We start from the raw sequence: 25,957 nt of genomic DNA, 5'->3' as shown, positions 1-25,957 counted from the left end.
CGGCTTTCTATATGTCTGCTACGTAGTTAACCGTTTAAAAGTAAACGGGCAACTCCATTTTTCGACTAGCGCTGGGAATTGAAGGAGATGGGCACGGTGCAGGCCACGCGCACGGGCAGGCCGTTGACACGGGCGGGCTGCCACGGGGGCATCAGCCACACGAGGCGCAGGGCTTCGTCGTTCAGGCCGTTGCCGGGGCCGCTCACCACGTGGGCGTCCTGTACCTTGCCTTCGGCGTTCAGCACGAAATTGACAAATACGCGGCCGGAGATGTTGCGCTGCAAGGCCTGCTTTGGATAGCGGATGGATTTGCTCAGATACGCGGCAAACGCTTTGTCGCCGCCAGTGAACTGGGGCCGAACCTCCGGGTTGATGTACACCGAATCGGGATAAACCAACGGCTTGGCTGGCACCGACGTGCGCTGAGCAGCAGGCAAGGCATTCTCGTTGCCGGCTTGCGCCAGCGTCTGGCTGTGAGCAGTAGCCCCGGTGAAGAGAGCGAAAGCCACTAGGGCTTGAAAGCGTAAAGATTTAAGCACGGCAGTAGGGGATTACGTGAATGAATCAGAAATAAACGAGCAGAATACTCTGATAATTTAATAACGAGTATGTCTGCTTATCGGATTTACACAAATTGTCTTTTCGATGGAATAGCCAAATAATAAGACGGAATAGACTAATAGCACCATAAAACCACCTTTTAGCCCGTTCGGCGTAGATGATGATGCAATATATAGGACAGAAACGCATTTTGCAACATCATACTTTTGATGCTTTTGCACTTATACCGTTGTTTGACCTACTGATTTTTTCTATTATTTATTGCATAATAACAATATCATAAAGAATCAAACTGCTCAATTGAATATGGCTGCTACCTTTGCAATCGTTAATCGACGATAAACGAAATACACTTCTATGGCCTTGCATAAACGAGACCAGTTTACCAGCAGCGAGCAGCAGCTGGCTGTCATTGCCAAAGCCTTGGGGCACCCGGCGCGCATAGCCATTCTGCAGCTGCTGGCGCAACGGCAGTCCTGCGTGTGCGGCGAGCTGGTAACGGAGCTGCCCATTGCCCAAAGCACCGTGTCGCAGCACCTGAAGGAGCTGAAAGCCGCCGGACTGGTGCAGGGCGAAGTAGACGGCCCGCGGGTGTGCTACTGCATTGACCGGGCCGGCTGGGCACGTGCCCGCCACCTGTTGAGCGGCCTGCTGGCCGATTTGCCCGAACCCGCTGCGGCCTGCGCCTGCTGAACAATTCCTCTTTAAAACCCAGAAAACATGAAAATCACTGAACTGAAGCAGTCCCTGGCGGGACTCACGGCCATCAACTTTAAGCTGCCCGATGGCCGCTACCTCCCGGCCCATTTCCACGTGACGGAAGTGGGACTGGTCACGAAGCATTTTATTGACTGCGGCGGGGTGGAGCGCCGCGAAACCGTGGCCAACTTCCAGCTGTGGGAAGCCGGCGACTACGACCACCGGCTCGCGCCCGAGAAATTTCTGCACATTCTCAACCTGTCGGAGAAAATCCTGGGCCACGAGGACCTGGACATTGAGGTGGAGTACCAGCAGGCCACCATCGGCAAGTTCGGCTTGGCCTTCGATGGCCAGGATTTCAGCCTAACCGCCAAGCAAACGGCTTGCCTGGCCCAGGATGCCTGCGGCATTCCAGATGCCTTTGCGGTGCTGCCTCAGTTGCAGGTGGCCTGCACGCCCGGCGGCGGTTGCTGCTAAGCTGCGCTGAGGTCGGCGGCGCGTGGCGTGGCGCCGCCCCGGCCGGCCGTTTCCTCTCCTTTCAAGTCCTGAATACCCTGCCTCCCTTGTCAATCATCAATTCCCCGGCCTCACGGCCCGCGCCGGTGCCCACGGCTCTGGCGCAAAAGAAGCTGTCGGGACTCGACCGCGGCCTTACCCTGTGGATATTTCTGGCCATGGCGCTGGGCGTGGGCCTGGGCTATTTCGTGCCCGGCATGGAGCAGGCAGTGAACTACTTTTCGGTGGGCACCGTGAACGTGCCCCTGGCCCTGGGCCTCATCCTGATGATGTACCCGCCGCTAGCCAAGGTGAAGTACGAGCAGCTGCCGCGGGTTTTCAAGAACACGCGCATCATTGGGCTGTCGCTTTTTCTCAACTGGATAGTAGGGCCGCTGCTGATGTTTTTTCTGGCCATCTGGCTGCTGCCCGACAAGCCGGAGTACATGGTGGGGCTGATTCTCATTGGCATTGCCCGCTGCATTGCCATGGTGCTGGTGTGGAACGACCTGGCCGATGGCAGCCGGGAATACGCCGCCGGCCTGGTGGCGCTCAACTCCATTTTCCAGGTCCTGTTCTATAGTGTGCTGGCCTGGCTGTTCATCAGCGTGCTGCCGCCCTACTTCGGGCTGAAAGGCTACGCGGTGAACATTGGCATTGGGGCCATTGCGCAGAGCGTGCTGGTGTACCTGGGCATTCCGTTTGCGGCCGGGTTTCTGTCGCGGCTGGTGCTGCGGCGGCTGAAGGGCGATGCCTGGTACGAGGGCGTGTTCCTGCCCGCCATCGGGCCGATTACGCTGATTGCCCTGCTGCTCACCATTGTGGTGATGTTTAGCCTGAAAGGGGAGCTCATTGTGCGCATTCCGCTGGATGTATTGCGCATTGCGCTGCCGCTGGCGCTGTATTTCGGCCTGATGTTTTTCATCAGTTTCGCCGCTGGCAAATGGCTGGGGGCCGATTACGCCGAGAATGCGTCTATTGCTTTCACGGCCACCGGCAACAACTTTGAGCTGGCCATTGCCGTGGCCATCGGCGTGTTTGGGCTGAACTCGGGTCAGGCCTTTGCCGGCGTCATCGGCCCGCTGATTGAGGTGCCGGCCCTCATTGCGCTGGTAAACGTGGCGTTCTGGCTGCGGCGGCGCTGGTACGGCGGGCGCAGCGTGGCGCAGCCGGTATAAACGGGTCTGCCACTCCCTTACTTTCACTCCGTGCTATCCCTGTCAATCTTCTTTTTTCATTTTCATGTCTGACCCCAAAAACGTGCTGGTGCTCTGCACTGGCAACTCCTGCCGCAGCCAGCTGATGCACGGCTACCTGGCCCAACTGTTGGGCGATAAAGCCACGGTGTACAGCGCCGGCATCGAAACGCACGGCGTAAACCCCAGAGCCGTGGCCGTGATGCAGGAAGACGGCTTGGACATTGCGCACCACACCAGCAACCACGTGGACGAATACGCCGCCGTGCCGTTCGACTACGTTATCACGGTGTGCGACAATGCCCGCGAGGCCTGCCCGGTGTTCCCGTCCAGCGCCACGCAGCTGCACCACAACTTCCCAGACCCCGCCAAAGCCACCGGCACCGAGGCCGAAGTCATGGCGCAGTTCCGGGCCGTGCGCGACCAGGTGAAGGCTTACGCCCAGAATTTTCAGCGCCAGTATTTTAGCTGAAGCTGCCCGCCAAACACCATGGAGGTTTTCACCACCGATGTGCTGGTTATCGGGGCCGGGCAAAGCGGGCTGGCCGTGGGCTACTACCTGCGGCGGGCCGGGCGGGCCTTTGTCATGCTGGATGCCGCTACCACACCCGGTGGCGCGTGGCCGCACGCCTGGGACTCGCTGCGGCTGTTCTCGCCGGCCGATGCCAGCTCCCTGCCCGGCTGGCTCATGCCCCGCCCGCCCGATGGCGGCTACCCCACCCGGCAGCAGGTGGTGGACTACCTCACCGAGTACGAGCGCCGCTACGCGCTGCCGGTGCAGCGGCCGGTGCAGGTGCAGCAGGTGGCGGCCACGCCCGCCGGCTTCGTGGTCACCACCTCGGCTGGGCAGTGGACGTGCCGGGCCTTGGTGTGCGCCACGGGCTCCTGGGCGCGGCCGTTTATCCCCGACTACCCCGGCCGGGCGGCATTCACGGGCCGGCAGGTGCACTCCGGTGCCTACACTAACCCGGAGTCTTTTGCGGGCCAGCGGGTGCTGGTGGTGGGCGGAGGCAATTCCGGCGCCCAGGTGTTGGCCGAGGTGTCGCAGGTGGCGGCCACGACCTGGGTCACGGAGCGCGAGCCGCGCTTCCTGCCCAATGACGTGGACGGTCGGGTGCTCTTCACACAGGCCACGCAGCGCTACCACGCGGGCGAAACCACCACCCGGCCACCCACCCTGGGCGATGTGGTGATGGTGGAGACCGTGAAAGAAGCTCGGGCCCGCGGCGTGCTGCACAGCGTGCGGCCGTTTGCCTGCCTCACCCCCACCGGCGTGGTGTGGCCCGACGGCCGCGCCGAAGATTTTGATGCCGTGATTTGGTGCACGGGCTTCCGGCCGGCGTTGTCTTTTCTGGAAAACCTGGGCGTGGTGGAGCCCGATGGCCGCGTGGCCACCGTGGGCACCCGCGCTACGGCCGTGGCGGGGCTGTGGCTGGTGGGCTACGGCAGCTGGACGGGCTTTGCCTCGGCCACGCTCATCGGCGTGGGGCGCTCGGCCCGCGCCACGGTAGAGGAAGTACGGGCGTTTTTGGAAGTGCAGCCGCTGGGGTAAGTTCGCGCAGAACCCGGGCATAGGTGGGATTCCCGGTTCCGGGCCGACCTTTGCCCTCCACCCTATTCAACCTCACCCGATGGCCAGCCTCCTCCTCGGCGATTACAACGACCTCGAAGTAGCCCGCGAAACCAGCGTCGGCCTGTACCTCACTTCCGACGACGGCGACCTGCTGCTGCCTAATAAGTACGTGGAGCCCGGCACCCGCGTGGGCGATGTGCTGCGCGTGTTTGTGTACCGCGACTCCGAAGACCGCCTCATTGCCACCAACTTGCGGCCGCTCGCGCTGGTCAATTCCTACGCCGCCCTCACCGTGCGCGACCATGGCCCGGCCGGCGCCTTCCTCGAATGGGGCCTCGAAAAAGACCTGCTCCTGCCCTACCGCAATCAGCGCCGCGACCTGCGCATCGGCGAGCGGGTGTTTGTGTACGTGTACCTGGATGAGGAGAGCGACCGGCTGGTGGCGTCCACCAAATGGAAGCAGTTTCTGACCAACGCGCCCTTCGCTGGTGAACCCGGCGACGCCGTGCGCCTGCTCGTGGCCGACGAAACCGAACTGGGGTACCCCGTCATCGTGAATGGCACCCACCAGGGGCTGCTGTTTCACAATGAAGTGTTTCGGCCCCTGCGCGTGGGCGAGCAGCTGCCCGGCTTCCTGCGCCTGGTGCGCGAAGACGGCAAGCTCGATGTGCGCCTGCAAAAGGATGGCTACGGCGAAGTAGAATCGGCCACGGACACGCTGCTGAAAGCCATTCAGGCCGCCCCCGGCGGCCGCCTGCCCCTTGGCGACAAAAGCCTGGCCGAAGACGTGTACCGCCGCGTGGGCATGAGCAAAAAGGTATTCAAGAAGGCGCTGGGCGCGTTGTTCCGGCAGGGCCTGGTGGTGCTGGAGCCGGAAGCCACGATGCTGAAGTAGCCCGATACAACTCCCCTCCTTACCAAGGAGGGGATGTTTGCGCGTCAGCGCGAACGGGGGTGGTGCCACCGGAGGGTGGGCGTTGAACTGAAGGGCATTGGACTTCCGCAGATACTGGTTGGGCCGGCTGCGTCAACCCTGCGCTTGAATCGTCGTTCTTAGCAAGTCGTTCTTCTTACGTCTGCCTCCGCCCACCCTCCGGTGGCACCACCCCCGTTCAAGTCCTTGGCTCGAACATCCCCCCCTTGATAAGGAGGGGAGTTTACCGTTCTTCTTTATTCCCCTTTTTCATGCGCAAAACAGCTTTACTCGTTGGGGCCACGGGCCTCATTGGTTCGCATTTATTGCCGCTGCTGCTCGAATCGGAACGGTACGCTAAGGTGATTGTGGTGGGCCGAAAGGCAGTGCCGACGGTTCATCCCAAGCTCACGCAGGTGGTTACGGAGTTCGATAAGCTGGAGGACGTCAGCCTGCAGCTCATTGCCGACGACGTGTTTTGCTGCCTGGGCACTACCATGAAACAGGCCGGCTCGAAAGAAGCTTTCTACCGGGTTGACTACTTGTTTGTGGTGAAGGTGGCGGCCCTCACTGCCGGCAATTTCGCTTCGCAGTTCATGGTGGTTTCCAGCTTGGGGGCCGATGCCGAATCGGCGGTGTACTACAGCAAGGTGAAAGGCGAAATGGAAGCCGCTGTGCGGGATTTGCCGTTCCGGGCCGTTCATATTTTCCGGCCTTCGCTGCTGCTGGGCGACCGGCCCCAGCCCCGGCTCGGGGAGCGCATCGGGGCGGCCGTGCTGGGCGTGCTGAAGCCGCTTATGCGTGGCCCGCTCGAAAAATACCGGCCGGTGATGGGTGGTACAGTGGCCGCGGCCATGTTGCGGGCAGCCGAAGACGACGGCGGGGGCGTCTGCATTCACTTGTCTGATGAAATTGCGGCGGATTAGGCCGAGTTGGCTAAAGTTCGGCGCTGGTCGCTTAATTTTGTCCAACTTTTAGCATCACCCATTTCGTCGTTACATGAAACGCATACCGTTTATTCTTCTTATCATCCTGCTTGCCCTGCCGGGTTTCACAGCCAGCGCCCAATCTAAAAAAGGCAGCGGCGGCGGCAGCTCAGGGTACAATACCGGCATCGGCCTGCGCGGCGGCGGCTATTCTTCGGGCCTTACCGTCAAGCACTTTGTAGGTAGCGGCAAGGGTGTAGCCATTGAAGGCCTGCTCACGACAGAGTACAAAGCCCGCGGCATCCGGCTCACGGTGCTGGGCGAGAAGCACCACGGCGTGGCCGATGTGAAAGGCCTGCAGTTTTACTATGGTGCCGGCTTCCACGCCGGGTCCTACCAGGGCCGCTACTACTTCGCCGATGAGCGCTACTACTACAAGGGCCGCAAGGGCGACAGGTATTTGGTGCGCGACTACCGCTTCGACGAGGAAACCTACGTGGCCTTCGGTGCCGACCTCATTCTGGGCCTGGAGTACAAGCTGACCGACCTGCCGTTTGTGGTGGCCGTGGACTACAAGCCATTCTTCGACGTCTTCAACGGCTACACCGGTTTCTACAACGACGCGGCCGTGAGCCTGCGCTTTACCTTCTAAAGCGGCATTTCCACCAGGGCGTTTACGAATAGCTCCGACAACCAAAAGCCTCGTCAGTCCCTGACGAGGCTTTTTCGTGGACAGGCCCCGCTACATTTGTTGCTTGTGCCAAGCCATTCAGCCCATCTGTCATCCTGAGTTTGCGAAGGCTTTTATCACGGGTGCTCGTTTGGGATTGACACAAAGCTGTGCAGACGTCATGACCTCTTCAGCGGGTTCGGGAGGATGACTAGTTTGCGCGTCTGGAAATCCCCTTCCTATTCTGTTCCTTGCTGCATGTGCCCTGTTCCTACCCTTCTCTATGGCCTCTGCATTGTGGTTCTGGGCGTGGCCTTGCTGCTTGGCGCCACCGCCTGGCACTACTATTTCAGGCGTTAAGGAAGGCGGCGGCAATTACCTTTCCACAACCCGTTAAGCCTGCCAATCACCCAATATCGGGGCAAGCCAGGGGTGCGCCTTTTAGACAACAACCGCTTACCCGCGTATTATTGGGCTCCGGAAGCCCGGCAATAGCAAATACCTAACACCCCCACGCAGCACATGACCAAAATTAAAGTAGCAAATCCCGTAGTGGAGCTCGATGGCGACGAGATGACGCGCATCATCTGGAAATTCATCAAAGACAAGCTGATTACGCCTTATCTGGAGCTGGATATCAAGTACTACGACCTGGGGATTGAGTACCGCGACGAGACCAACGACCAGGTGACCATTGATGCCGCCAATGCCATTAAGCAGTACGGCGTGGGCATTAAGTGCGCCACCATCACGCCCGACGAGGAGCGGGTGCAGGAGTTTGGCCTGAAGCAGATGTGGAAGTCGCCGAACGGCACCATCCGTAATATTCTGGACGGCACCGTGTTCCGCGAGCCCATTGTGATGAGCAACGTGCCCCGCTTGGTACCGAACTGGACGGCCCCCATCTGCATTGGGCGCCACGCCTTCGGCGACCAGTACCGCGCCACCGATTTCGTGACCAAGGGCAAGGGCAAGCTCACCATCACCTTCCAGCCCGAAGACGGCGGCGAAACACAGTCGTTTGAGGTATTCAACTTCAAGAGCGACGGCGTGGCCCTGGCCATGTACAACACCGACGAAAGCATCCGCGGCTTTGCCCACGCCTGCTTCAACCAGGCCCTGAGCAAAGGCTGGCCCCTGTACCTGAGCACCAAAAACACCATCCTGAAGAAGTACGATGGTCGCTTCAAGGACATCTTCCAGGAGATTTACGAGCAGGACTACACCGCTAAGTTCCAGGAAGCCGGCATCACCTACGAGCACCGGCTGATTGACGACATGGTGGCCTCGGCCCTGAAATGGCACGGCAACTTTGTGTGGGCCTGCAAAAACTACGACGGCGACGTGCAGAGCGACACCGTGGCCCAGGGCTTCGGCTCGCTGGGTTTGATGACGTCGTGCTGGTAACGCCCGACGGCGGCACCATGGAAGCCGAAGCCGCTCACGGCACCGTGACGCGCCACTTCCGCGACCACCAGAAGGGCAAGCCCACCAGCACCAACCCCATCGCCAGCATCTTTGCCTGGACGCGCGGGCTGGAGTTCCGCGGCAAGCTCGACGGCAACCAGCCGCTGATTGACTTCTGCCAAGCGCTGGAGCAAGTATGCATCGAAACCGTGGAAAGCGGCAAAATGACCAAGGACCTGGCCGTCTGCATCCACGGCAACAAGGTGGAGCACGGCCGCGACTACCTCTACACCGAGGAATTCCTGGAGGCCCTCGACGAGAACCTGAAGAAGAAGCTGGGCGCCTAAGCCCGGCCCACGCTACTTGCAAAAGCCCATCCGGTCACCGGATGGGCTTTTTTTTGGTGGCGGCGCAGGTGCCGCATGCGTCAGGCGTTGCTGCACTTCCGGCTGTTTCTAGCCGCGCTTCAGGCCCAGGCGTTCCACGGTTTCACCCTCAAAGTCGAACTCGATGAGGATGGCCGGCTCCTCGCCCACTACCCAGCCGTCGTGGCCCGGCGCGATGGCCACGGCCTGCGGGGCCACAAACTTCTCCACGGTGCCGTCGGCGTACTGAATATCAAACTCGCCGCTGGCCAGAAAGCCCACGTGCGCGTGCATGCAAAGCGGTGTGCCCACTATGTCCTTCATGTTCTTGGACCAGCGGAACCCCCGCGGGTACACAATGCGTTTGACGCGGGCATTGCCGGTTTGTACCACGTCGACAGTTACCCCGCCGACTTCGCGGCGCGTGGCGCCCTTCAGCGGGGCCAGAAGTGTGTTTGTATCCATGCCCTAACTTACTGATTTAATTCGTTTCAGGCCCTTTCACAACGCGAAGTATCAAGAACCGGCAGACCACGCCGGCCGCCCGGCGCACCGCCAAGTACCGCCTAGCGCTGCACGCAGGACTACTGCTTCGTTGGGGGCGCGGCAACTACCTGGGTATTGGCCGGCAGGGGGATTTCGCGCGATGTCTCGAAAGCTCCGGGCTCGGAGGCGCTCTCCTCTACCCGGCGCTGCACTACGCGCAGGCGGTTGCCGTCCACGTTCAGCACGGCCAGGTCGGAGCTGGTGCCCGTGGCAGCGTGGTAGCTGCGGAACCCCAGAAGCATGCCCTTGGGAAAGCCGGCCAGCCGGGCCTTGTCCGCGTCCACCACATCGGGCGGGCTGGCAAACTTTCCCAGGTCGATGTCCATGGCCTTGGCCCCTTGCAGCAGCAGGTAGGCGCTGGTTTTGGGATGAGCTGGGTCGTCAGGATTTGGGGCAGGCTTAAAGGAGAAGGAAAGCCGCACAATGCCAAGCTCCTTGCGTGACGGAATGGCGGCGGGGGCAGCGGCATTATCGGCAGGTGGCGCGGTGGCGGCGGCCATGGCCGAATCGAGCCGGGCAGTATCGGCCGGAACTACCGCATCCGGCGCGGCAACCGTGGGCGCAGACGTAACAGGGGCGGTCTGGTTGCAGCCAGCCAGTACCAGCACAGCCGCAAACATGGGTAAACACAGGTGTTTCATGAGAGAAAAGATTGAGAGGCCAATGGCGGGTCGTTGTGGAAAGGGCAGGCCATCGGCCTTAATTAATTACGAAGCTATTCAGAAAGTCAAAGAGCCCGTCATCCTGAGCTTGCGCAGGATGACGGGGCTTGTTCTAATAACCGCTCAACTGCTACTGGTTTCGGCGCGGGCTGCCCGGGTGGCCAACAGGCCCAGCACGGGGCCGGGCGCCAGCAGCAAAAACAGGTAGCGTGCCTCCACCTGGCCCTGCAGCGCCGCAAAAACCTGCAGGCTGACAATGGTAAGCGCAAATCCCAGGCAGGTAACAAGGGTGAGGGCCGTGCCCGTGGCGGTGGCCGGCGCCCGCTGCGCCACCACGGCCGAAAACTGCGGCGAATCGGCCACCACGGCCATGCCCCATACCAGCACCACCGCCCCAAATGCCGGCCGCGGCAACGCCAGCAGCAGCGGGCTCAGCAGGCAGCAGGCTCCCGATATGGCCAGCGCCCCGCGGGCCGTACCCAGGCTGCCCCAGCGCTGCGCCAGGTAGCCGCCCAGCACGCAGGCCGGCGCCCCGGCTGCAATCAGCCCAAAGGCCCAACCCACACCAAACGCGCCGCTTTCGGGGTGCAGCTGCGCGTGTGTGGCCAGCAGCAGCGGCACAAACGCCCAAAACGTATATAGCTCCCACATGTGCCCGAAATAGCCCAGCGCTGCCCGCCGAAACGGAGCTTCCCGAAACACGGCCCAAGCCGCACTCAACTGCAGCCGCGCCCCCGGCCGGCGAAATGGGCCATTGGGCACCAGCAGCCACAGCAGCAGCCCTCCCGCCAGGGCCAGCCCCGAGGTGCTGAGCACCACCGCTTTCCAGGACAAGTCGGCCGCGAGCAGGCGCAGCAGGTGGGGCAGCGCGGTGCCCAGCACCAGCGCCCCCACCAGGTACCCCAGCGCCCGTCCCAGACCGTTTTCGTAGTAGTCAGCCGCTATTTTCATGCCCACCGGATAAATCCCGGCCAGGCACAGGCCGGTGGCAAAGCGCAGTCCCAGCACCAGGGCGGGTGTGGGCTCCGGCAGCAGCAGCGCGGCATTGGTGAGGCTGCCTGCTACCGCGCACCACAGAAACAGGCGGGCCGGTGCCACCTTATCGGCCAGCTGCAGCAAGCCGAAAACCAGCGTGCCCACAATAAACCCCAACTGCACTGCCGACACCACTGCCCCCAACGACGTGCCCGCCAGCCGGACTTCGCGCAGCAAATCGGGCAGCACGGCATTGCCGGCAAACCACAGGGAAGTGCAAGCAAACTGCGCGAACACAATGATGGGCAGTATCCAGCGAGGCCGTTGATAGCCGGTAGCGTAAGAAAGGACAGATGCAGTGGGCAAAGCAGAATTATTCGAAGCGAAAGCGCCCCAAACGTACGCCGAAAGCGTCGATGGCCGATTTTACTTCCTGCAACAACCTGCTTTTTCGGTCTAATCCCCCGGGCGGTTTAGCCAGTACCGAAAGGCCAGCGTGCCCACGCCGTAGGCCACCACGTCCCACGGGTCGGCCACGGCAGTGGCGGAGACGTACGGCAGCAGCCCCTCAAACCAGACCGACGCATAAGCCCACGCAGCCAGCAGCCAGGAATCGGGCAGCACAAATGCGCGGGAGCGCACTACCAGGCGCCGTTGCGCGGCCAGGGCTACGCTCAGTATCGCGGGCATGCCAGCCATATCGGCCAGGTAGCTGGTGAGCAGCGTGGGCAGCGGCCACTGCAGCACGTGCCGGTTGAGCTGATGGGCAGCATACAGGACCACGGCAGCTACAAACAGGGGCTGGCGAAACTCCGGCCACTGCCTCATGCTAGCCTGCCACGGCCGCAACCAGCCACAGAATAAACGTCATGATAGCGGCAAAAGCCAGCTGCCCACCCCGGACAATGGTCTTGAAGAAGCGCACTACCGGGCCATCCGTAGGCTTTATCTCCATCAAAATCACCGATGAGGTTTTTTGATTGGCCAGGGCGTCGCGCGCAATGGCGCTTTCCAGCGCCTGCGGGTCGAGCAGCGCGCCGCAATGCTCGCAGCGGTCGTCGGGCCGTTGCTGCCACGCCGACCACTGCTGGCAGGACGGGCATTTCTTGGAAGCAAGTAAGGGAGAATCCGACATATGAAAAAACCGTGCAGCCCACAGGCGCTTTACGTAGCCAAGCCGCAACCGATGCGGCCCTTGCTACACCCCAAAGGTCCGAAAAAAAGCCTCGCCGGTGCACGGCGAGGCTTTTGGTAGTTTTATTGCAACCGGGCGCTGGCTTACCAGTGCCGGCCGTGGTGCTCCCGGTGGCCCTAATGGGCCCGGGGCGGCGTAGCATACATCGCCACAGGCAGCAGGTAGCCGGCAGCGCTGCCCGTTACTTCCGGTACTCGGCGTTCAGGTAAGCCAGCACCGGCGTGGTGATGTCCAGGTCCTTCTGGCCGTAGGCAATGGTGCCGCTGGGGGCCGCAATCAGAATCAGCTTGTAGCCCTTGGCTTTGCCATAGGCTTCCACCTTTTTGTTCACGCTTTCGAGCACCTTCTGGGTCAGCTTGGCTTCCTCTTCTTGGGCCTGAGCCTGGAGTTGCTGCTGCTTCTGGCCCACTTGCTGCTGCTGCTCCTGCAGCTTCTGCTCGGTGGCGGCGCGCTGCTCGGCCGAGAGGGTTGGGGCTTGCTTCTGGTAGGCTTCCACGGCGGCTTTGAAGCTGGTCAGCATGGACTGGTTCTGGCGCTCCCAGCCGCGGGCTTTGCCCTCAAAGGCTTTGCGGGCGTCCTTCATGCCCTGGTAGCCGTCCAGCATTTTAGTCGACTCCACGTAGGCAATCTTGCCGTCGGTGCTGGCGCTTGGGGTGGCAGTGGTGGTGGTGGTGGTAGCGGCCAGCGCAGGCATTTCAGAGACTTCGTCAGTAGCAGTAGTATCGGCCGTGCTCAGGTTGGGCGAGGCCATCACGGCCACGGATTTGTCGGTGGCAATGGCGGGGGCTACCACCCGATTGTTGAAATGCAGGAAATACAAAACGGCCACCGCCAGCAGCAGCGCAATGTTAATGGTTAATTGAATCGGGTTTTTCATTGACGAAGAAGATGAGGAAAGAACAAAAGTAAGGGAATAGCGTGCGCTTACCGGCAAGCCCCGGCCTTCAATTTTCTTCCCGGTGGCTGCCCCGCTCTTCCTACTCCGGCACCGCTATGTGCACCAGCGCATCGCCCTGGTTCACCACGGGCATGTGGTTGAGGCCAATGACGTAGCCGCTGAGCGGCGACTCCAGCCGCACGGACTGCTGCCCGTAGGGGTCGGCTACGGAGCCGTATATCTGGCCCTTCTTGATGTACTCCCCATTCACAACCAGGGCCCGGAACAGGCCCGCAAACCGGGCCCGCAGCCACGTATGGCGCCGGCACACAATGCCGGGCCGGCTGGGCACAGGCGCCGCCGGCCCCATGCCCAGGTGGTGCATCACGCGCAGCGTGCCCGCCAGCGCTTCCTCTATGCCGGGCTCGTCGAGGCGCATGCTTTCGCCGGTTTCGTACACGATGATGCGCTTGCCCAGGCCCTGCGCCGCCTCGCGCAGGGAGCCAAGGCGCAGCGCCGCATGTATGGTAAACGGCGCCGCAAAGGCGGCGGCCATGCCGTCCACCAGCGGGTCTACGCCGAGCTGGCAGCGCACTTGCGGGAAGTTGGCCCGCGTGGCCCCACCGGTATGAAAGTCAATGCCGTAGTCAATCAGGGGCATGATTTCGCGCATGAAGCGGTGGGCCACGCGCCCGGCCAGCGACCCGCGCGGAAACCCCGGAAACGAGCGGTTCACGTCCTTGCCATCGGGCACGTCGCGGCTGAAATTCAAAAATCCGTAGATGTTGAGAATGGGAACGGCAATGACGCTGCCGCGCAGCGGCATCAGCAAATCGCGCCGCACCAGCCGCCGAATGGTTTCGATGCCGTTCACCTCGTCGCCGTGCATGCCCGCCATGAGCAGCAGCGTAGGGCCGGGCTCAGTGGAGCGCAGCACGTGCACCGGCACGTCAATCACCGTGCCCGATGGCAGCTTGGAAATCACCAGCCGCGTGAGCACCCGCTCGCCAGGTTGAATGACGAGGCCATTGAGGTGAAACGGCACTGCAGAAGCAAGCATAAGCAACAATAAGAACGACAAACTCCCCTCCTTTTTTAAGGAGGGGACGCTTACGCAAAGCGTAAGCTGGGGTGGTAAAGTCGTTGAACGACACCCGAACAATTGCCGAACAATGTAACCTCGTTCGCCCATCGTTCAACGAGGGTCACCACCTCCGTCCGGGCCTTGGCCCGAACATCCCCTCCTTGAAAAAAGGAGGGGAGCTGGCTAAGTGCCAGCCGGCACATCCGACTGCGCATCCACGGCGCGGTCAGCGGCTTTTTTGGGTTTTGGCTTGGCCTTTTTCGCCCCGCCCAACGAAGCGGTGTACTCAATGATGCGACCGGCAATGTCCTGATTGGTGGCTTTTTCAATGCCTTCCAGCCCCGGCGACGAGTTTACCTCCAGCACCAGCGGGCCGCGCAGACTCTGCAGCATGTCTACGCCGGCAATGCCGAGGCCAAGGGCTTTAGTAGCCAGCAGGGCGGCGGCTTTTTCGGCCCGGGTCAGCTTTACCAGCGTGCCGCTGCCGCCCCGGTGCAGGTTGGAGCGAAACTCGCCCTCCTTGCCCTGGCGCTTCATGGCCCCCACTACTTCGCCGTCTACCACAAAGGCGCGGAGGTCGGCCCCTTTGCTTTCGGCAATAAACTCCTGCACAATGATGCGGGCCTTGAGGTTGTGAAACGCCTCAATCACGGACTGGGCCGCTTTGGCCGACTCGGCCAGCACCACGCCCAGGCCCTGCGTGCCCTCCAGTAGCTTGATGATGACCGGCGCGCCGCCCACCTGGTTTATCATGGCCGGCACGTCTTCGGAGTAATTGGTGAAGGCCGTTTTGGGCATGCCCACCCCGGCGCGGCTCAGTATCTGCATCGAGCGCAGCTTATCGCGCGAGCGCACAATGGCCTGGCTGTCCACGGCAGTGGGCACCTTCATCATCTCAAACTGCCGCACCACGGCCGTGCCGTAGAACGTGACCGAGGCGCCAATGCGCGGAATGATGGCATCGATGTCTTCGAGCCGCTCGCCCTGGTAAATGATGCCGGGCTGGCCCTTTTCCAGCACCAGGTTGCAGTGCAGGTGGTCGAGCACCACGGCTTCGTGGCCCTGCGCCAGGGCAGCCTCCACCAGCCGTTTGGTGGAGTATGATTTCGGCTCACGCGAGAGAATGGCCAGTTTCACGGGTTGGCTACGGGTTGGTGGATGAAAAGCATAGAACGGGGTTCCGGCAACAAAATACGGCACAAAAGAGGTCAGCGGCGGGCACGGCGGGCGGCCGCGCGGGCCATGGCTTTGTAGGAAAGGTTGCGTTTGGCCACGTCTACCACGAAGCGGCCCTGCTGCAACAAGCTGCGGCCCAGCAGCACGGGGTATTTCATGTCGGACCGGTCGGAGAGGGAAAAGTCGGCTTCAAAATTCTCACCATACAGCTGCACCACCGCCCGAATAACGTACCGTTCCTGCACCTCGCCGTTCGACGAGCGAATGTCGCGCAGGGCAAATTCGGCAAACGTCAGCGGCCGTCCGTCGGCGCCTTCGTGACCGGGGTCGAGCAGTTCAACCACCAACACGGCGCGTTGTTCAGCATCGGTTTCAATGTGAATGTTGCTGCAGTGAATGGCGCTGGTGTAGGCACCCGTGTCCACCTTGGCCTCCACGCCTCCCAGCGCAAAGGCTGGGAAGTCGACTAACTCACGGCGGCCCAGCAGGCGTTTCGAGGGACGGTTCATGGGCTCAATATAGGCGCGGGCTGGGAATGAACGGCGTCGATGCCATTGTCAACGCCGCCAATTCCAGCCTGCTCGGCGGCGGCAGGGCCATTCACTGTGCTGACGGTTCTGCTACTCTAGACCAATGCCACGCCATCCGGGTGCGCGCGTGGCTGGTCGCACACGACTTTCTGCGCACAGTCGCATTCGTGGCGTTTGATAACGAAATTCGACGGCTTTACGAGCAAGAAGTTCCGGCAGCCTGAACTGGCGGCTACCTGGCAGCGGGCCGGGTCCGGAATTCGTTGTAGCCCTGCACCAGCTTCACCATGTCGCGGTAGTTTAGTTTGCCGCTGTTTAGGGCTGCCACTACCTCGGGGTCATCTTGGAAATAAGTTGCCATTTGAGTAGCGAAGCTCATCCGCTCTACTTTAACCAAGCCCTGGCCGGTACGCCGCAGAAACCACTGGCGGTCGGGAAGGCCGCTCAGCCCGGTGATGCTCCAGGCCGAGGGCCCAACCACTCCAGGCGGGCCCACAACGGGTTGCGGGGCCTCGGTGTAGTTGAATAGTTCCACCGGCCCATTCACCAAGCGCGTGGCAAGAAGATGCTTGCGCTTCCCCTTCAACACAATGTGCTCCTGGTACAACCCATTTAGCTTAACGGACACCACCTTGTCTACGTCGATGCTCGACGGCGCGCGATGAAACCGCCGTGCTTCCGCTTCGTTCCGATAAAAAGGCAGATACTTGCTGAACCCCAGCGGCTCGATGGGCACCCAAACGAAGTGCGTCTTGCCATCGGAACCCAGAATTTCGGCCTTGCCGAAACCGTGAATGTTGTTATCGAGGTACGAGGTGTCTATTTCCAGCTTCACCGAATCGGGTGCAGCCGAAGCAACCGGGGCCGGCTGTTGAGCACTGGCTTGGCCCGCGCCAACCAAGCACAGCAGTCCAACCAAAGGGAATCGAACGTTCATTAGGTAGAATGGAAACCTTTGTGAGCAGCGTAAATCGCCCAAAGATAACCGACCACCTGCTTACGCCAGCTCCTTCACGCCCTCAATGCGCTGGGCCACCTGCTGCATCAGCCAGAGCGGTGTGCTGGTGGCCCCGCAAATCCCCACCGTATTCGCTCCCACCAGCCATTCCTCTTCCACTTCGGTTTCGTTTTCGATGAAGTAGCTGCGCGGATTGATGGCGTTCACCACCGAAAACAGGGCTTTGCCGTTAGAGCTTTTGCGGCCGCTCACAAAGAGCACCACGTCGTACTCGGTGGCAAACTTGGCCAGTGCGGGCTCGCGGTTGCTCACCTGCCGGCAAATGCTGTCGTTGGCATCAAAGCTGTCGAGCTGACCGCCAGCGGCCGTGATGCGGGCCGCCATCAAGGCCTTCATTTTGTAGAAGCCGGCCGTGCTTTTGGTGGTTTGGCTGAACAGGGTAACGGGGCGGGCAAAGTCAATCTGGTCCAGGTCGGCTTCGTTCATCACAATGATGGCGCGGTTGCCGGTCTGGCCCGCAAGGCCGGCCACTTCGGCGTGGCCGGGCTGGCCATAAATCACAATCTGGCCGTCCTGGCGCTGGCTCAGGTCGAAGGCGTGCTTCACCCGGTTTTGCAGCTTGAGCACCACCGGGCAGCTGGCGTCAATCAGCTCCAGGTTGTTTTGCAGAGCCAGCTGGTAGGTTTCGGGCGGTTCGCCGTGGGCCCGGATGAGGACTTTGGTGTCGCGCAGCTCGGCCAGCTGCTCGCGGTCGATGATGCGCAGGCCCTGCTGGTGCAGGCGCTCCACTTCCATGCGGTTGTGCACGATGTCGCCCAAGCAATACAGCTGCTGGCCCTGCGCCAACTCGTCTTCGGCCATCTGAATGGCGAATTCTACGCCGAAGCAGTAGCCGGAATTCTTATCTATCGTGACGTTCATGCTGAGGGTTTAACACCGCGCGGGCCGGTGGGGTTCGCCGGGACAAAGGTAAGGCCTGAGCCGTGGCGTCCTCCGCAAATGTTGGCCCAACTTCGGGTTCCGGCAGCTGGCGCGCGTCTGCGACGCGCTGCCGATTGGTGCCGAGCCTGCGGCTCGCCGGCGAACGACTCGCGACTGAGCCGGTCAAACTGCTTCACCCGAGCCGCAGGCTCGACGCCAGCAGGTCACGCGTCGCAGACGCGCGCCAGCCCAGAATCTTGGCAATTTCCTACGCGTGCGGCGTAAACAGCGCGGCCGATACCCGTTCCAGCACAAAATCCACCTGCTCCTCAATCACGAGGTGCGTGGTGTCGAGCAGCACGGCGTCGGCGGCACGGCGCAGGGGGCTTTCGGTACGGGTCGAGTCGAGGTGGTCGCGCTTGCGCAGGTTCTCAATAATGTCGTCGAGGGCGACCTGTTCGCCGTTCTGGGCCAACTCTTCCTGCCGGCGCTCGGCGCGCACCACCACCTCGGCGGTCATAAAAACCTTCACTTCGGCGTCCGGAAACACGGTGGTGCCAATGTCGCGGCCGTCCATCACCACGCCGCGCTTGCGGCCCATGCGCTGCTGCTGGGCTACCATGGCGTGCCGCACCATCGGGATGACCGACACTTCGCTCACCGAGTTGGAAATTACCATCTGGCGGATGTCGTCTTCGCGGTTCGTACCGTCGAGGAACACCTCGTTGCGGCCCGTGCGGCGGTTGCGGCGGAAACTGATTTGCAGGGTGTGCAGGGCCTGCTCAACTGCGGCCAAATCCTCAAAGGAAATGTGGTGCTCCAGCAAGTACAGCGTCACGGCGCGGTACATGGCGCCGGTGTCCACGTAGGCGTAGTGCAGGGCCGCAGCCACGGCCTTGGCAGTCGTGCTTTTTCCGCACGAGGAGTAACCATCAATGGCGATAACGAGTTGTTTCATAACGACGCGGGCGGCCATTGGCCCCGCAAGATTACGAAATCCAAGCCTTACGCACGGCAGGCAGCGTCTTTAAGCGGGCGGGCACAGAGGCAAAAAAGGCCGCTACTGATGCGCTTTCTCCCTCATTCAGTTGCGCATTGACTAAATGGAAGGGGTTAAAAAAAAGTTTTCCGGCCAGCCCCACGCCCGTGGTGCCGTCGCGGCCGGTGCCCCATTCGCCCCGGTATACCTGCACCAGGCACTGGCCCAGAAAACATCCCAGGGCCATCATCACGCCTTCGCGCTCGGCATCGGGCAGCTTGCCGCGCTGGGCCTCAATGAAGTTGGCCAAGTGAGCCACGGCCTCGGCATCGAAGGCCTTAAGTTTTAACTGTACCCGCACCTGTTCGGCAGCGGCCAGAATGGAAGCAAGAGGTGCGGAAATTTCGTCGGCCATTGATAAGTTATGATAATTGCAGGGGTGCCTTAGTGGCCGAGACCACCGGCTGTTAGCGTTGCGTTTGGCGAGCAAAGGCCCGGTTTTACTTTGTTTCGACTAGCGGCGGCTTGCCGCTTCTCCGACCCAGCCTACCGGTCACAGGGACAGGGCTCGGCTTTGCCACGGCCGTGCTTTTTGTACCAGCTGGTTTTCTTTTGTTGCGTGGTGCGGCGGGCGCAGCTGCTCAGGGTGCTGGCTCCCAGGCTTAACACCAGAACCAATAGCAGCAGAAACGACAGGGACTTCCTCATGGCAGGTATTTTACTCAAAGTTAAGGTTCTTTGCGGGCTGAGCCGACAGACTTGCTCCCCCATTCTTTGCTTTTCGCATGACTCCCGCTACTTTCTCTCTCCTCGCCAACGTCGTCGACGTTTTTGCTCGTTCCATTCAGCCCGCCGTTATTTCCGTGGAGGCCGGCCGCATCGTCAGCATTGCCCCCACCAACGAGGCCGAGCCTAATGCCACCCTGCCCTACGTTCTGCCAGGCTTCGTGGACGCCCACGTTCACGTAGAAAGCTCCCTGCTGGTGCCCACCGAGTTTGCCCGCCTGGCCGTGACGCACGGCACGGTGGCCACCGTGTCGGACCCGCACGAAATAGGCAACGTGCTGGGCGTAGCCGGCGTGGAATTCATGCTGGAAAACGCCAGCCACTCTCCGTTCAACTTCTGCTTTGGCGCCCCCAGCTGCGTGCCGGCCACGCCGTTTGAAACCGCCGGGGCCGAAATCACGGCCGCCGACATCGCCAAGCTTTTTGAAAACCCCAAAATCGGCTACTTGGCTGAGATGATGAACTGGCCCGGCGTGCTGCACCGCGACAGCGACGTGATGGCCAAAATCGCCATTGCGCAGGCCGCCGGCCGCCCCATAGACGGCCACGCCCCCGGCCTGCGCGGCCCCGACGCCGCCCACTACGCCAGCGCCGGCATCAGCACCGACCACGAGTGCTTCACGGCGGCCGAAGCGCGCGACAAGCTGGCCGTGGGCATGAAAATCCTCATCCGCGAAGGCTCGGCGGCCCGCAACTTCGATGCCCTGATTGAGCTGCTGCCCGAGCACTACGCCAACCTGATGTTCTGCTCTGACGACAAGCACCCCGATACGCTGGTGCTGGGCCACATCAACCAGCTGGTGCAGCGCGCCGTGGCCCTCGGGGCCGACGTGTTTCAGGTGCTGCGCGTGGCCTGCATCAACCCCGTGAAGCACTACAACCTGCCCGTGGGCCTACTAGAAGTAGGCGACGCGGCCGACTTTATTGTGGTGAAGGACCTGCGGAACTTCGACGTGTTGCAAACCTATCTAAACGGAGTACTGGTAGCCGAAAACGGCCAGTCGCTGCTGCCGGCGGTGCCCATTGCGGTGGTCAACAACTTCCACGCCCAGCCCGTGCGGGCCGAGGATTTCCTGCTGCCCGCGCCGCACGGCCAGCAGCCGGTGCTGCGCGTTATCGAGTGCTTCGATGGCCAGCTTATCACTGCCCGGGTAGACTTGCCAGCCCGCGTGGAAAGCGGCCTTGTAGTGCCCGATGTGGCCGCCGACGTGCTCAAACTGGCCGTTATCAACCGCTACCAGCCGCACGTAGCGCCAGCTGTGGCGTTTATCCGGGGATTTGGGCTCCGGCACGGGGCGCTGGCCAGCAGCGTGGGCCACGACTCGCACAACATCACGGCCGTGGGCTGCGACGACGCCAGCCTGGCGCGGGCCGTGAACCTGGTGATTGCGGCCAAGGGCGGACTGGCTGCCGTGGGCCCCGACGGCCAGGAAATCCTCGTGCCGCTGCCCGTGGCCGGGCTCATGTCGAACCAGGAGGGGCAGCTGGTGGCGCAGGATTATGCGGCGGTAGATGCACTGGCCAAGCAGCTGGGCTCGCCCCTGGGAGCGCCGTTCATGACCCTTTCTTTTATGGCGCTGCTGGTGATTCCCAGCCTAAAGCTGAGCGACAAAGGCTTGTTTGACGGACAGCAATTCGCGTTCGTGGACGCGGTTGAATAGACAACCCAGAAACCTGCTGCGCGCCCCAAAGGCAATTTTCACCGCTGCTCTACGTAACAGGTTTCCGGCGAGGCCAGTATTGGCGCCCCTTTAAGGCCGGCGGTGTTCCGTATTATCCGACATTATGTTTTTGTTAAATCTGCTTCATCAACCTCATTTTAGTAATCGCACGCTTCGAGGGGCGGCGTTGGCACTGCTGCTGGCCGGCGGCTTCGGCCCCGCACCAGCGTGGGCCCAGAAGTACCGCACGGCGGCCGGCATCCGCGCAGGCGGCGGCAACTACGGCCTTACCGTTCAGCAGCTGGTGCTGCCCAAAACCACGCTGGAAGGCTTGGCGCTGCTCTCCCCGCGCGAGCGCAGCGCCACCGTGCTGGCGGAGCGGCACTTTGGCATCCTGGGGCCCAGCCTCAACTACTACTTTGGCGCGGGGGCTCACGTGGGCTCGCACAAAGACGACGGCAGCTTCTGGGGCCTCGACGGGATAGTAGGCGCCGAGTACAAAATCCCCTTCGCCCGCGTCGTGCTCGCCGTCGATTTCAAGCCCACCATAGAATTCAATTCTGATGACTGGAACCGCTTCCCCACCGCGTTTTCGGTGCGCTACATCATTGTGAAGCAAAAGAGCGAAGGAATCAAAGGGCTTTTTGACAAGATTAAGACCAAAATAAAAGGCCCCAACTCGGATTGAGTCGGGGCCTCTTATTTGAAAGTACGGCTGCCTACTGAAACCGCTTTTCGAGCAGCTTGCGCATCTTTTCTTCGGTCAGTGGCTTGGTGAGGTATTCTACGTTGGGGTACATCGCCACGCGGGCCGTGTCGGCGCCGTGCATGGAGGTGGTGAGCACGGCCATCACCGTCTTGTCCTGCACGGGCTGGGGCAGGGCGTTGTAGAGCTCCAGGAACTCGAAACCGGAGATGCCGGGCATTTTCAGGTCCACAAAAACCAGGTCGGGCGCGGGGCTACCGGTGTCTCCCCACAGCTTTTCAAACGCCTCATCGGCGCGCGAAAAGGTGCTCACCTGGTCGGCCACGGCCAAACGACCCAACAGCCGATTGTTGAGAAAGCTGGTGGTTTCGTTGTCGTCAACGAGTACAATATGATTCAAATTCGCAGACATTTATGCGGGGTAGTTTCTAGCTTTTACGAAGATACCAGTCTGGGACCACTCCCGCAATAGTCAGGCCACTTACAACCAGCCCTGCTCGCGCATCCAGTCGTCGTTGTAGATTTTGCCGAGGTAGCGGGTACCGTGGTCGGGCAGCACAATTACCATGGTATCGTCTTCCTTGAGGTGCTCGCGGGCATATTCGAGGGCGCCGAATACGGCCGAGCCGCACGACCAGCCCACAAACAGGCCTTCTTCTTTGGCCAGGCGGCGCGTCATTACGGCAGCATCCTGGTCGGTCACTTTAATGAACAGGTCAATCTGGTCGAAGTCCACGTTCTTGGGCAGAATGTCTTCGCCGATGCCTTCGGTCTTGTAAGGGTAAATTTCGTTCTCGTCGAAAATACCCGTTTCCTTGTATTTCTTGAAGACCGAGCCGTACGTGTCGAGGCCCACCGTGACGATGGCCGGGTTCTGCTCCTTCAGGTACTTGCTGGCGCCGCTGATGGTGCCGCCCGTGCCCACGCCGCAGGCGTAGTGCGTGATTTTGCCCTCGGTGCCGTTCCAGATTTCCGGGCCGGTGCTCTCGTAGTGTGCGGCCGCGTTCGAGAGGTTGTCGTACTGGTTGGGGTAGTAGGAATTGGGGGTTTCCTGGCTCAGGCGGCGCGCCACGGAGTAGTAGCTACGCGGGTCCTCGGGGGCCACGTCCACGGGGCACACCACCACTTCGGCGCCCACGGCGCGCAGAATGTCCTGCTTTTCCTTGCTCTGCTTGTCGCTCATCACAAACACCGTTTTGTAGCCTTTGGCAATGGCGGCCAGCGCCAGGCCCATGCCGGTGTTGCCGCTGGTGCCTTCAATGATGGTGCCGCCGGGCTGAATAAGGCCGGCCTTTTCGGCGTCCTCAATCATGCGAATAGCCATCCGGTCTTTCACCGAGTTACCGGGATTGAAGTACTCTACCTTGGCCAGAATGGTGCCTTTGATGCCGTCGGTTACTTTATTGAGCTTGACGAGCGGCGTGTGACCAACGGCCTCGATGACGTGATTGAAATACATTGAAACGTATTGTGGGTTGCTTTTGAAGTAGAAGGCAAAGATAAGGAGTAGCGCGCCGGGGAGGGATTGACTGGAGTTAGTCTGCGAATAAAGAACGTCATGCTTGTCTGGCGTCCGCGAGCCGAAGCAACGCTACCGCAACAGTAATCTGTTTACCATTGCGGTAGCGATGCTTCGGCTGCGCGGACGCCAGATGAGCATGACGTTAAAGGGATTGCACAACTTCTACCTTGCCCTTGCCCTAAAAAGCCCTACTTTTGCACCACTGTTGCCCAGCCGGGCCACCCTCTCCCACTCCATCAACTCCCCAAAAACACCTCCGAATGAGCGTTCTGGTTAATAAAAACTCCAAGGTTATCGTGCAGGGCTTCACGGGCTCCGAAGGTTCGTTCCATGCCCAGCAGATGATGGACTACGGCACCAACGTGGTAGGCGGCGTGACGCCCGGCAAAGGCGGCTCCGAGCACCTCGGCCGTCCCGTGTTCAACACCGTGGCCGAAGCCGTGGAGAAAGCCGGTGCCGACACCAGCATCATTTTCGTGCCGCCGGCTTTCGCCGCCGACGCCATCATGGAAGCTGCCGACGCGGGCATCAAGGTGATTATCACCATCACCGAAGGCATTCCGACCAAGGACATGATTGCCGTGAAGCATTACCTCAAGGACCGCAAGGGCATCACCATGATTGGGCCCAACTGCCCCGGCGTGATGACTGCCGGCGAGTGCAAAGTGGGCATCATGCCCGGCTTCATCTTCACCAAAGGCAAAATCGGCATCGTATCCAAGTCGGGTACGCTGACCTATGAGGCCGTGGACCAGCTCACCAAAGCCGGCCTGGGCCAGACCACGGCTATCGGCATCGGCGGCGACCCCATCATCGGCACCACCACCAAGGAGGCGGTAGAGCTGCTGATGAACGACCCCGAGACCGAAGGCATCGTGATGATAGGCGAAATCGGCGGCGGCATGGAAGCCGAAGCCGCTCGTTGGATTAAGGAAACCGGCAACAAAAAGCCCGTGGTAGGCTTCATCGCCGGCCAGACTGCCCCTCCCGGCCGCCGCATGGGCCACGCCGGTGCCATCGTAGGCGGCGCCGACGACACGGCTGCCGCTAAAATGGCCATCATGCGCGAGTGCGGCATCCACGTAGTGGATTCGCCCGCCGAGATTGGCGACACCATGCTGCGCGTACTGGGCGGCAAGTAGTCTTCGCTTTACAGTTGTTATTGCAGAAAAAGCTCCGGTACTTACCGGAGCTTTTTCTTTGCCTGCTATTTTTTCTCATTGTCTCACTTCTCCCAATTCTCTACCGTGCGCAAACTCAGTCTTTATATCATGGTGGGCACATTGCTCGCTGGCACGGCCTGCCGCAAGGAAGTGGAGAAACTAGTGGTGCAAGAGGTAGAAAAGCAGCACAGCTGGACCGAGGTCAAGCACCTCATTAACTATCAGCGCAATGTGCTGCAAGTAGTACCGGGTACGAACATTCTCAATTTGCAGTCAATAGGCAGATTTGAGGTTCTTTCGCCCATTTCCGGCTCTGTTGAGAAAGAGGCCAACGGCTACTATACGGGATTCGGTCACACTTTATCCCGTACCTGGTTTCTAAACCCGATGCCTTGGGACGTGCGCAACGTGGTTCCAATGAACGCAAATTTCTACGTCAACCCAACCGGCGACAACGTCGCTTCTGATACGGTACTGACTATTTACCCAACCAAGTTTTTGGACCGGGGCACGCGGCTGCGGCTGCGCAAACTTGACCCCACCGCCACGCGGTTTGAGAACAGCCTGTTAGGCACGCGCTTCCCTTTTGGGGCTATCAACCGCAGCGACTATCTGCTGTGCGGCTACCGCACCACTGACCTGGCGGAAAACGCTTTCCACCTGGTGTTGAGCCAACTAGTTAACACGGCTACCACGGGCTCAACCACCACCAACACAACTCTTCCGGGTACCACGCAGGTCAGCTCGCGGCTTATTCGCATACCCACCCCCAGCCCTAGCCAACTCAGCTTCAAATCGTTTTGGGCCGTTGACGACTATTTCCTGGTGTGGTGTGCGGGCTTTGGCCTGTTCAAAATCAAGGAAGATGGCTCCTTTCAGCAGGTAAATGGCACGTTTACCCAGGCCACTGGCCCGGTAAGCCCTACTGCAATTTTCAAGTGGAAAGGCGTTGTTTATGCCATGCAAACCGGTGGCACCATGTGGACTTCGGTCAACGACTGCGCAAGTTGGCAGCGCCTGGACGGCTTCAACTCTGGGCTTAGTCTATCAACCTTTTATCAGGTGGGCGACAGCTTAGTAGGCATCACGCACGGCGTCATCACCAACAGCATCTACAGTCTGAAGTTTTTGAATGCCAATACGATACGTTTACGCGAGGTAAAGAACGACGGCTTAGGTTATGCTGATTTCTCCGACCTTGCGCAACTCGGTGATACCGTATACCTGGGCACTACCAGCGGCCTTTACAAGCGGCCGCTCACAAGTTTCTTCGAAAGCAAAGCCAAACCCTAAACGAATGAAAAAGCCCCGCACTGTTCTTGTCCTTACCCAAATCTTTTTCCGACTTCCCCGAGGTAACGCCAAGGCCCTTTTTGGCTGGCTGGCCCCGCCTGAAAAGCGGCAAGCCGGC

General features: G+C 60.8%; 29 protein-coding genes and 2 pseudogenes. 14 read left to right on the top strand and 17 right to left on the bottom strand.

What is annotated here, in order from left to right:
- Positions 1-65 precede the first annotated feature (65 nt).
- Positions 66-509, bottom strand: coding sequence for an energy transducer TonB (locus BEN48_RS12545; RefSeq protein ID WP_070735278.1), 444 nt, complete (start codon positions 507-509; stop codon positions 66-68).
- Between the two features lie 409 nt (positions 510-918).
- Between BEN48_RS12545 and BEN48_RS12540 the strand changes: the two genes are divergently transcribed.
- The 9 genes and pseudogenes from BEN48_RS12540 to BEN48_RS12500 all read left to right on the top strand — a co-directional run bounded on the left by BEN48_RS12540 (position 919) and on the right by BEN48_RS12500 (position 8,787).
- On the top strand, positions 919-1,254 hold the full coding sequence (locus BEN48_RS12540; RefSeq protein ID WP_070735277.1) for an ArsR/SmtB family transcription factor: 336 nt from the start codon (positions 919-921) through the stop codon (positions 1,252-1,254).
- Positions 1,255-1,281: 27 nt separating this feature from the next.
- Positions 1,282-1,737 (top strand): DUF6428 family protein, encoded by a 456-nt coding sequence (locus BEN48_RS12535; RefSeq protein ID WP_070735276.1) that lies wholly within the window; start codon positions 1,282-1,284, stop codon positions 1,735-1,737.
- An 86-nt stretch (positions 1,738-1,823) separates the two neighbouring features.
- Complete coding sequence (gene arsB / locus BEN48_RS12530) at positions 1,824-2,933, top strand: ACR3 family arsenite efflux transporter (RefSeq protein ID WP_317043707.1); 1,110 nt, start codon at positions 1,824-1,826, stop codon at positions 2,931-2,933.
- A gap of 64 nt (positions 2,934-2,997) precedes the next feature.
- Entirely contained in the window at positions 2,998-3,423 is a 426-nt protein-coding gene (locus tag BEN48_RS12525) for an arsenate reductase ArsC (protein ID WP_070735275.1), read from the top strand.
- Between the two features lie 18 nt (positions 3,424-3,441).
- Positions 3,442-4,503 carry an ArsO family NAD(P)H-dependent flavin-containing monooxygenase gene (locus BEN48_RS12520; protein WP_070735274.1) on the top strand — a complete coding sequence of 354 codons (1,062 nt, stop codon included), beginning with the start codon at positions 3,442-3,444 and terminating at the stop codon, positions 4,501-4,503.
- A gap of 79 nt (positions 4,504-4,582) precedes the next feature.
- Complete coding sequence (locus tag BEN48_RS12515; protein ID WP_070735273.1) at positions 4,583-5,419, top strand: CvfB family protein; 837 nt, start codon at positions 4,583-4,585, stop codon at positions 5,417-5,419.
- 290 nt (positions 5,420-5,709) lie between these two features.
- Entirely contained in the window at positions 5,710-6,363 is a 654-nt protein-coding gene (locus BEN48_RS12510) for an NAD-dependent epimerase/dehydratase family protein (protein WP_070735272.1), read from the top strand.
- A 73-nt stretch (positions 6,364-6,436) separates the two neighbouring features.
- Positions 6,437-7,015, top strand: a complete 579-nt coding sequence (locus BEN48_RS12505) for a hypothetical protein (RefSeq protein ID WP_070735271.1) — start codon at positions 6,437-6,439, stop codon at positions 7,013-7,015.
- A 540-nt stretch (positions 7,016-7,555) separates the two neighbouring features.
- Positions 7,556-8,787, top strand: a pseudogene (locus tag BEN48_RS12500) (isocitrate dehydrogenase (NADP(+))).
- Between the two features lie 108 nt (positions 8,788-8,895).
- On the opposite strand, the gene BEN48_RS12495 reads toward BEN48_RS12500, so the two are convergent.
- From BEN48_RS12495 to BEN48_RS12455, 9 genes are all read right to left on the bottom strand, one after another.
- Positions 8,896-9,270 (bottom strand): cupin domain-containing protein, encoded by a 375-nt coding sequence (locus BEN48_RS12495; RefSeq protein ID WP_070735270.1) that lies wholly within the window; start codon positions 9,268-9,270, stop codon positions 8,896-8,898.
- 119 nt (positions 9,271-9,389) lie between these two features.
- On the bottom strand, positions 9,390-9,992 hold the full coding sequence (locus BEN48_RS12490; protein WP_125932621.1) for a hypothetical protein: 603 nt from the start codon (positions 9,990-9,992) through the stop codon (positions 9,390-9,392).
- 144 nt (positions 9,993-10,136) lie between these two features.
- Positions 10,137-11,354, bottom strand: a complete 1,218-nt coding sequence (locus tag BEN48_RS12485; protein WP_070735268.1) for an MFS transporter — start codon at positions 11,352-11,354, stop codon at positions 10,137-10,139.
- Between the two features lie 90 nt (positions 11,355-11,444).
- Positions 11,445-11,816 (bottom strand): hypothetical protein, encoded by a 372-nt coding sequence (locus BEN48_RS12480; protein WP_070735267.1) that lies wholly within the window; start codon positions 11,814-11,816, stop codon positions 11,445-11,447.
- Between the two features lies 1 nt (position 11,817).
- The gene (locus BEN48_RS12475; protein WP_125932620.1) at positions 11,818-12,123 is read right to left on the bottom strand and encodes a hypothetical protein; all 306 of its coding nucleotides are present in this window, start codon (positions 12,121-12,123) and stop codon (positions 11,818-11,820) included.
- A 241-nt stretch (positions 12,124-12,364) separates the two neighbouring features.
- A complete protein-coding gene (locus BEN48_RS12470) occupies positions 12,365-13,060 on the bottom strand; it encodes an OmpH family outer membrane protein (RefSeq protein WP_070735265.1) in 696 nt (231 codons plus the stop codon).
- 100 nt (positions 13,061-13,160) lie between these two features.
- Entirely contained in the window at positions 13,161-14,120 is a 960-nt protein-coding gene (locus BEN48_RS12465; protein ID WP_070735264.1) for a succinylglutamate desuccinylase/aspartoacylase family protein, read from the bottom strand.
- A 207-nt stretch (positions 14,121-14,327) separates the two neighbouring features.
- Entirely contained in the window at positions 14,328-15,281 is a 954-nt protein-coding gene (gene rimK, locus BEN48_RS12460; RefSeq protein WP_070735263.1) for a 30S ribosomal protein S6--L-glutamate ligase, read from the bottom strand.
- A 71-nt stretch (positions 15,282-15,352) separates the two neighbouring features.
- Positions 15,353-15,829, bottom strand: a complete 477-nt coding sequence (locus BEN48_RS12455) for an ATP-dependent zinc protease family protein (RefSeq protein ID WP_070735262.1) — start codon at positions 15,827-15,829, stop codon at positions 15,353-15,355.
- Between the two features lie 26 nt (positions 15,830-15,855).
- Here BEN48_RS12455 and BEN48_RS19440 point away from each other — a divergent pair, with 26 nt between their 5' ends.
- Complete coding sequence (locus tag BEN48_RS19440) at positions 15,856-16,074, top strand: macro domain-containing protein (RefSeq protein ID WP_070735261.1); 219 nt, start codon at positions 15,856-15,858, stop codon at positions 16,072-16,074.
- Between the two features lie 8 nt (positions 16,075-16,082).
- On the opposite strand, the gene BEN48_RS12445 is transcribed toward BEN48_RS19440, so the two are convergent.
- The 5 genes from BEN48_RS12445 to BEN48_RS19170 form a co-directional block, all read right to left on the bottom strand.
- Positions 16,083-16,787: a hypothetical protein gene (locus tag BEN48_RS12445; RefSeq protein ID WP_125932619.1), complete on the bottom strand. Its 705-nt coding sequence runs from the start codon at positions 16,785-16,787 to the stop codon at positions 16,083-16,085.
- Between the two features lie 60 nt (positions 16,788-16,847).
- Positions 16,848-17,729 carry a 4-hydroxy-3-methylbut-2-enyl diphosphate reductase gene (locus BEN48_RS12440; protein ID WP_070735259.1) on the bottom strand — a complete coding sequence of 294 codons (882 nt, stop codon included), beginning with the start codon at positions 17,727-17,729 and terminating at the stop codon, positions 16,848-16,850.
- 268 nt (positions 17,730-17,997) lie between these two features.
- Entirely contained in the window at positions 17,998-18,687 is a 690-nt protein-coding gene (cmk, locus tag BEN48_RS12435) for a (d)CMP kinase (RefSeq protein WP_070735375.1), read from the bottom strand.
- A gap of 31 nt (positions 18,688-18,718) precedes the next feature.
- Positions 18,719-19,123, bottom strand: a complete 405-nt coding sequence (locus BEN48_RS12430) for a hypothetical protein (protein WP_070735258.1) — start codon at positions 19,121-19,123, stop codon at positions 18,719-18,721.
- A gap of 131 nt (positions 19,124-19,254) precedes the next feature.
- Positions 19,255-19,416 carry a hypothetical protein gene (locus BEN48_RS19170; protein WP_158010178.1) on the bottom strand — a complete coding sequence of 54 codons (162 nt, stop codon included), beginning with the start codon at positions 19,414-19,416 and terminating at the stop codon, positions 19,255-19,257.
- A 77-nt stretch (positions 19,417-19,493) separates the two neighbouring features.
- Between BEN48_RS19170 and ade the strand changes: the two genes are divergently transcribed.
- Both ade and BEN48_RS12420 read left to right on the top strand, forming a co-directional pair.
- Entirely contained in the window at positions 19,494-21,155 is a 1,662-nt protein-coding gene (ade, locus tag BEN48_RS12425; protein WP_070735257.1) for an adenine deaminase, read from the top strand.
- Between the two features lie 187 nt (positions 21,156-21,342).
- Entirely contained in the window at positions 21,343-21,843 is a 501-nt protein-coding gene (locus BEN48_RS12420) for a hypothetical protein (protein WP_070735256.1), read from the top strand.
- Positions 21,844-21,874: 31 nt separating this feature from the next.
- Here BEN48_RS12420 and BEN48_RS12415 read toward each other — a convergent pair whose 3' ends face one another.
- Both BEN48_RS12415 and BEN48_RS12410 read right to left on the bottom strand, forming a co-directional pair.
- A complete protein-coding gene (locus BEN48_RS12415; protein ID WP_158010177.1) occupies positions 21,875-22,261 on the bottom strand; it encodes a response regulator in 387 nt (128 codons plus the stop codon).
- An 84-nt stretch (positions 22,262-22,345) separates the two neighbouring features.
- A pseudogene (locus tag BEN48_RS12410) lies at positions 22,346-23,320 on the bottom strand (PLP-dependent cysteine synthase family protein); the annotation flags it as partial.
- Positions 23,321-23,643: 323 nt separating this feature from the next.
- On the opposite strand from BEN48_RS12410, the gene sucD reads away from it, so the two are divergent.
- Together sucD and BEN48_RS12400 are read left to right on the top strand one after the other, a co-directional pair.
- Positions 23,644-24,525, top strand: coding sequence for a succinate--CoA ligase subunit alpha (sucD, locus tag BEN48_RS12405; RefSeq protein ID WP_070735253.1), 882 nt, complete (start codon positions 23,644-23,646; stop codon positions 24,523-24,525).
- Positions 24,526-24,603: 78 nt separating this feature from the next.
- Positions 24,604-25,839 carry a hypothetical protein gene (locus tag BEN48_RS12400; protein ID WP_158010176.1) on the top strand — a complete coding sequence of 412 codons (1,236 nt, stop codon included), beginning with the start codon at positions 24,604-24,606 and terminating at the stop codon, positions 25,837-25,839.
- Positions 25,840-25,957: the final 118 nt, after the last annotated feature.

This window comes from Hymenobacter glacialis (assembly GCF_001816165.1).
Classification (GTDB): Bacteria; Bacteroidota; Bacteroidia; order Cytophagales; family Hymenobacteraceae; genus Hymenobacter; species Hymenobacter glacialis.
This window is presented reverse-complemented; position numbering and strand designations above follow the sequence as displayed.

Bases quoted from the DNA above. Each gene is read 5' to 3' on its own strand.
- BEN48_RS12465 (WP_070735264.1), bottom strand. From the start codon at position 14,120: ATGCTTGCTTCTGCAGTGCCGTTTCACCTCAATGGCCTCGTCATTCAA.
- BEN48_RS12520 (WP_070735274.1), top strand. From the start codon at position 3,442: ATGGAGGTTTTCACCACCGATGTGCTGGTTATCGGGGCCGGGCAAAGC.
- sucD (WP_070735253.1), top strand. From the start codon at position 23,644: ATGAGCGTTCTGGTTAATAAAAACTCCAAGGTTATCGTGCAGGGCTTC.
- BEN48_RS12430 (WP_070735258.1), bottom strand. From the start codon at position 19,123: ATGGCCGACGAAATTTCCGCACCTCTTGCTTCCATTCTGGCCGCTGCC.
- BEN48_RS12475 (WP_125932620.1), bottom strand. From the start codon at position 12,123: ATGTCGGATTCTCCCTTACTTGCTTCCAAGAAATGCCCGTCCTGCCAG.
- BEN48_RS12505 (WP_070735271.1), top strand. From the start codon at position 6,437: ATGAAACGCATACCGTTTATTCTTCTTATCATCCTGCTTGCCCTGCCG.
- BEN48_RS12510 (WP_070735272.1), top strand. From the start codon at position 5,710: ATGCGCAAAACAGCTTTACTCGTTGGGGCCACGGGCCTCATTGGTTCG.
- BEN48_RS12455 (WP_070735262.1), bottom strand. From the start codon at position 15,829: ATGAACCGTCCCTCGAAACGCCTGCTGGGCCGCCGTGAGTTAGTCGAC.
- BEN48_RS19170 (WP_158010178.1), bottom strand. From the start codon at position 19,416: ATGAGGAAGTCCCTGTCGTTTCTGCTGCTATTGGTTCTGGTGTTAAGC.
- BEN48_RS12515 (WP_070735273.1), top strand. From the start codon at position 4,583: ATGGCCAGCCTCCTCCTCGGCGATTACAACGACCTCGAAGTAGCCCGC.
- BEN48_RS19440 (WP_070735261.1), top strand. From the start codon at position 15,856: ATGAACGGCGTCGATGCCATTGTCAACGCCGCCAATTCCAGCCTGCTC.
- BEN48_RS12495 (WP_070735270.1), bottom strand. From the start codon at position 9,270: ATGGATACAAACACACTTCTGGCCCCGCTGAAGGGCGCCACGCGCCGC.
- BEN48_RS12470 (WP_070735265.1), bottom strand. From the start codon at position 13,060: ATGAAAAACCCGATTCAATTAACCATTAACATTGCGCTGCTGCTGGCG.
- BEN48_RS12490 (WP_125932621.1), bottom strand. From the start codon at position 9,992: ATGAAACACCTGTGTTTACCCATGTTTGCGGCTGTGCTGGTACTGGCT.
- ade (WP_070735257.1), top strand. From the start codon at position 19,494: ATGACTCCCGCTACTTTCTCTCTCCTCGCCAACGTCGTCGACGTTTTT.
- BEN48_RS12440 (WP_070735259.1), bottom strand. From the start codon at position 17,729: ATGAACGTCACGATAGATAAGAATTCCGGCTACTGCTTCGGCGTAGAA.
- BEN48_RS12535 (WP_070735276.1), top strand. From the start codon at position 1,282: ATGAAAATCACTGAACTGAAGCAGTCCCTGGCGGGACTCACGGCCATC.
- BEN48_RS12480 (WP_070735267.1), bottom strand. From the start codon at position 11,816: ATGAGGCAGTGGCCGGAGTTTCGCCAGCCCCTGTTTGTAGCTGCCGTG.
- BEN48_RS12540 (WP_070735277.1), top strand. From the start codon at position 919: ATGGCCTTGCATAAACGAGACCAGTTTACCAGCAGCGAGCAGCAGCTG.
- cmk (WP_070735375.1), bottom strand. From the start codon at position 18,687: ATGAAACAACTCGTTATCGCCATTGATGGTTACTCCTCGTGCGGAAAA.
- BEN48_RS12445 (WP_125932619.1), bottom strand. From the start codon at position 16,787: ATGAACGTTCGATTCCCTTTGGTTGGACTGCTGTGCTTGGTTGGCGCG.
- BEN48_RS12525 (WP_070735275.1), top strand. From the start codon at position 2,998: ATGTCTGACCCCAAAAACGTGCTGGTGCTCTGCACTGGCAACTCCTGC.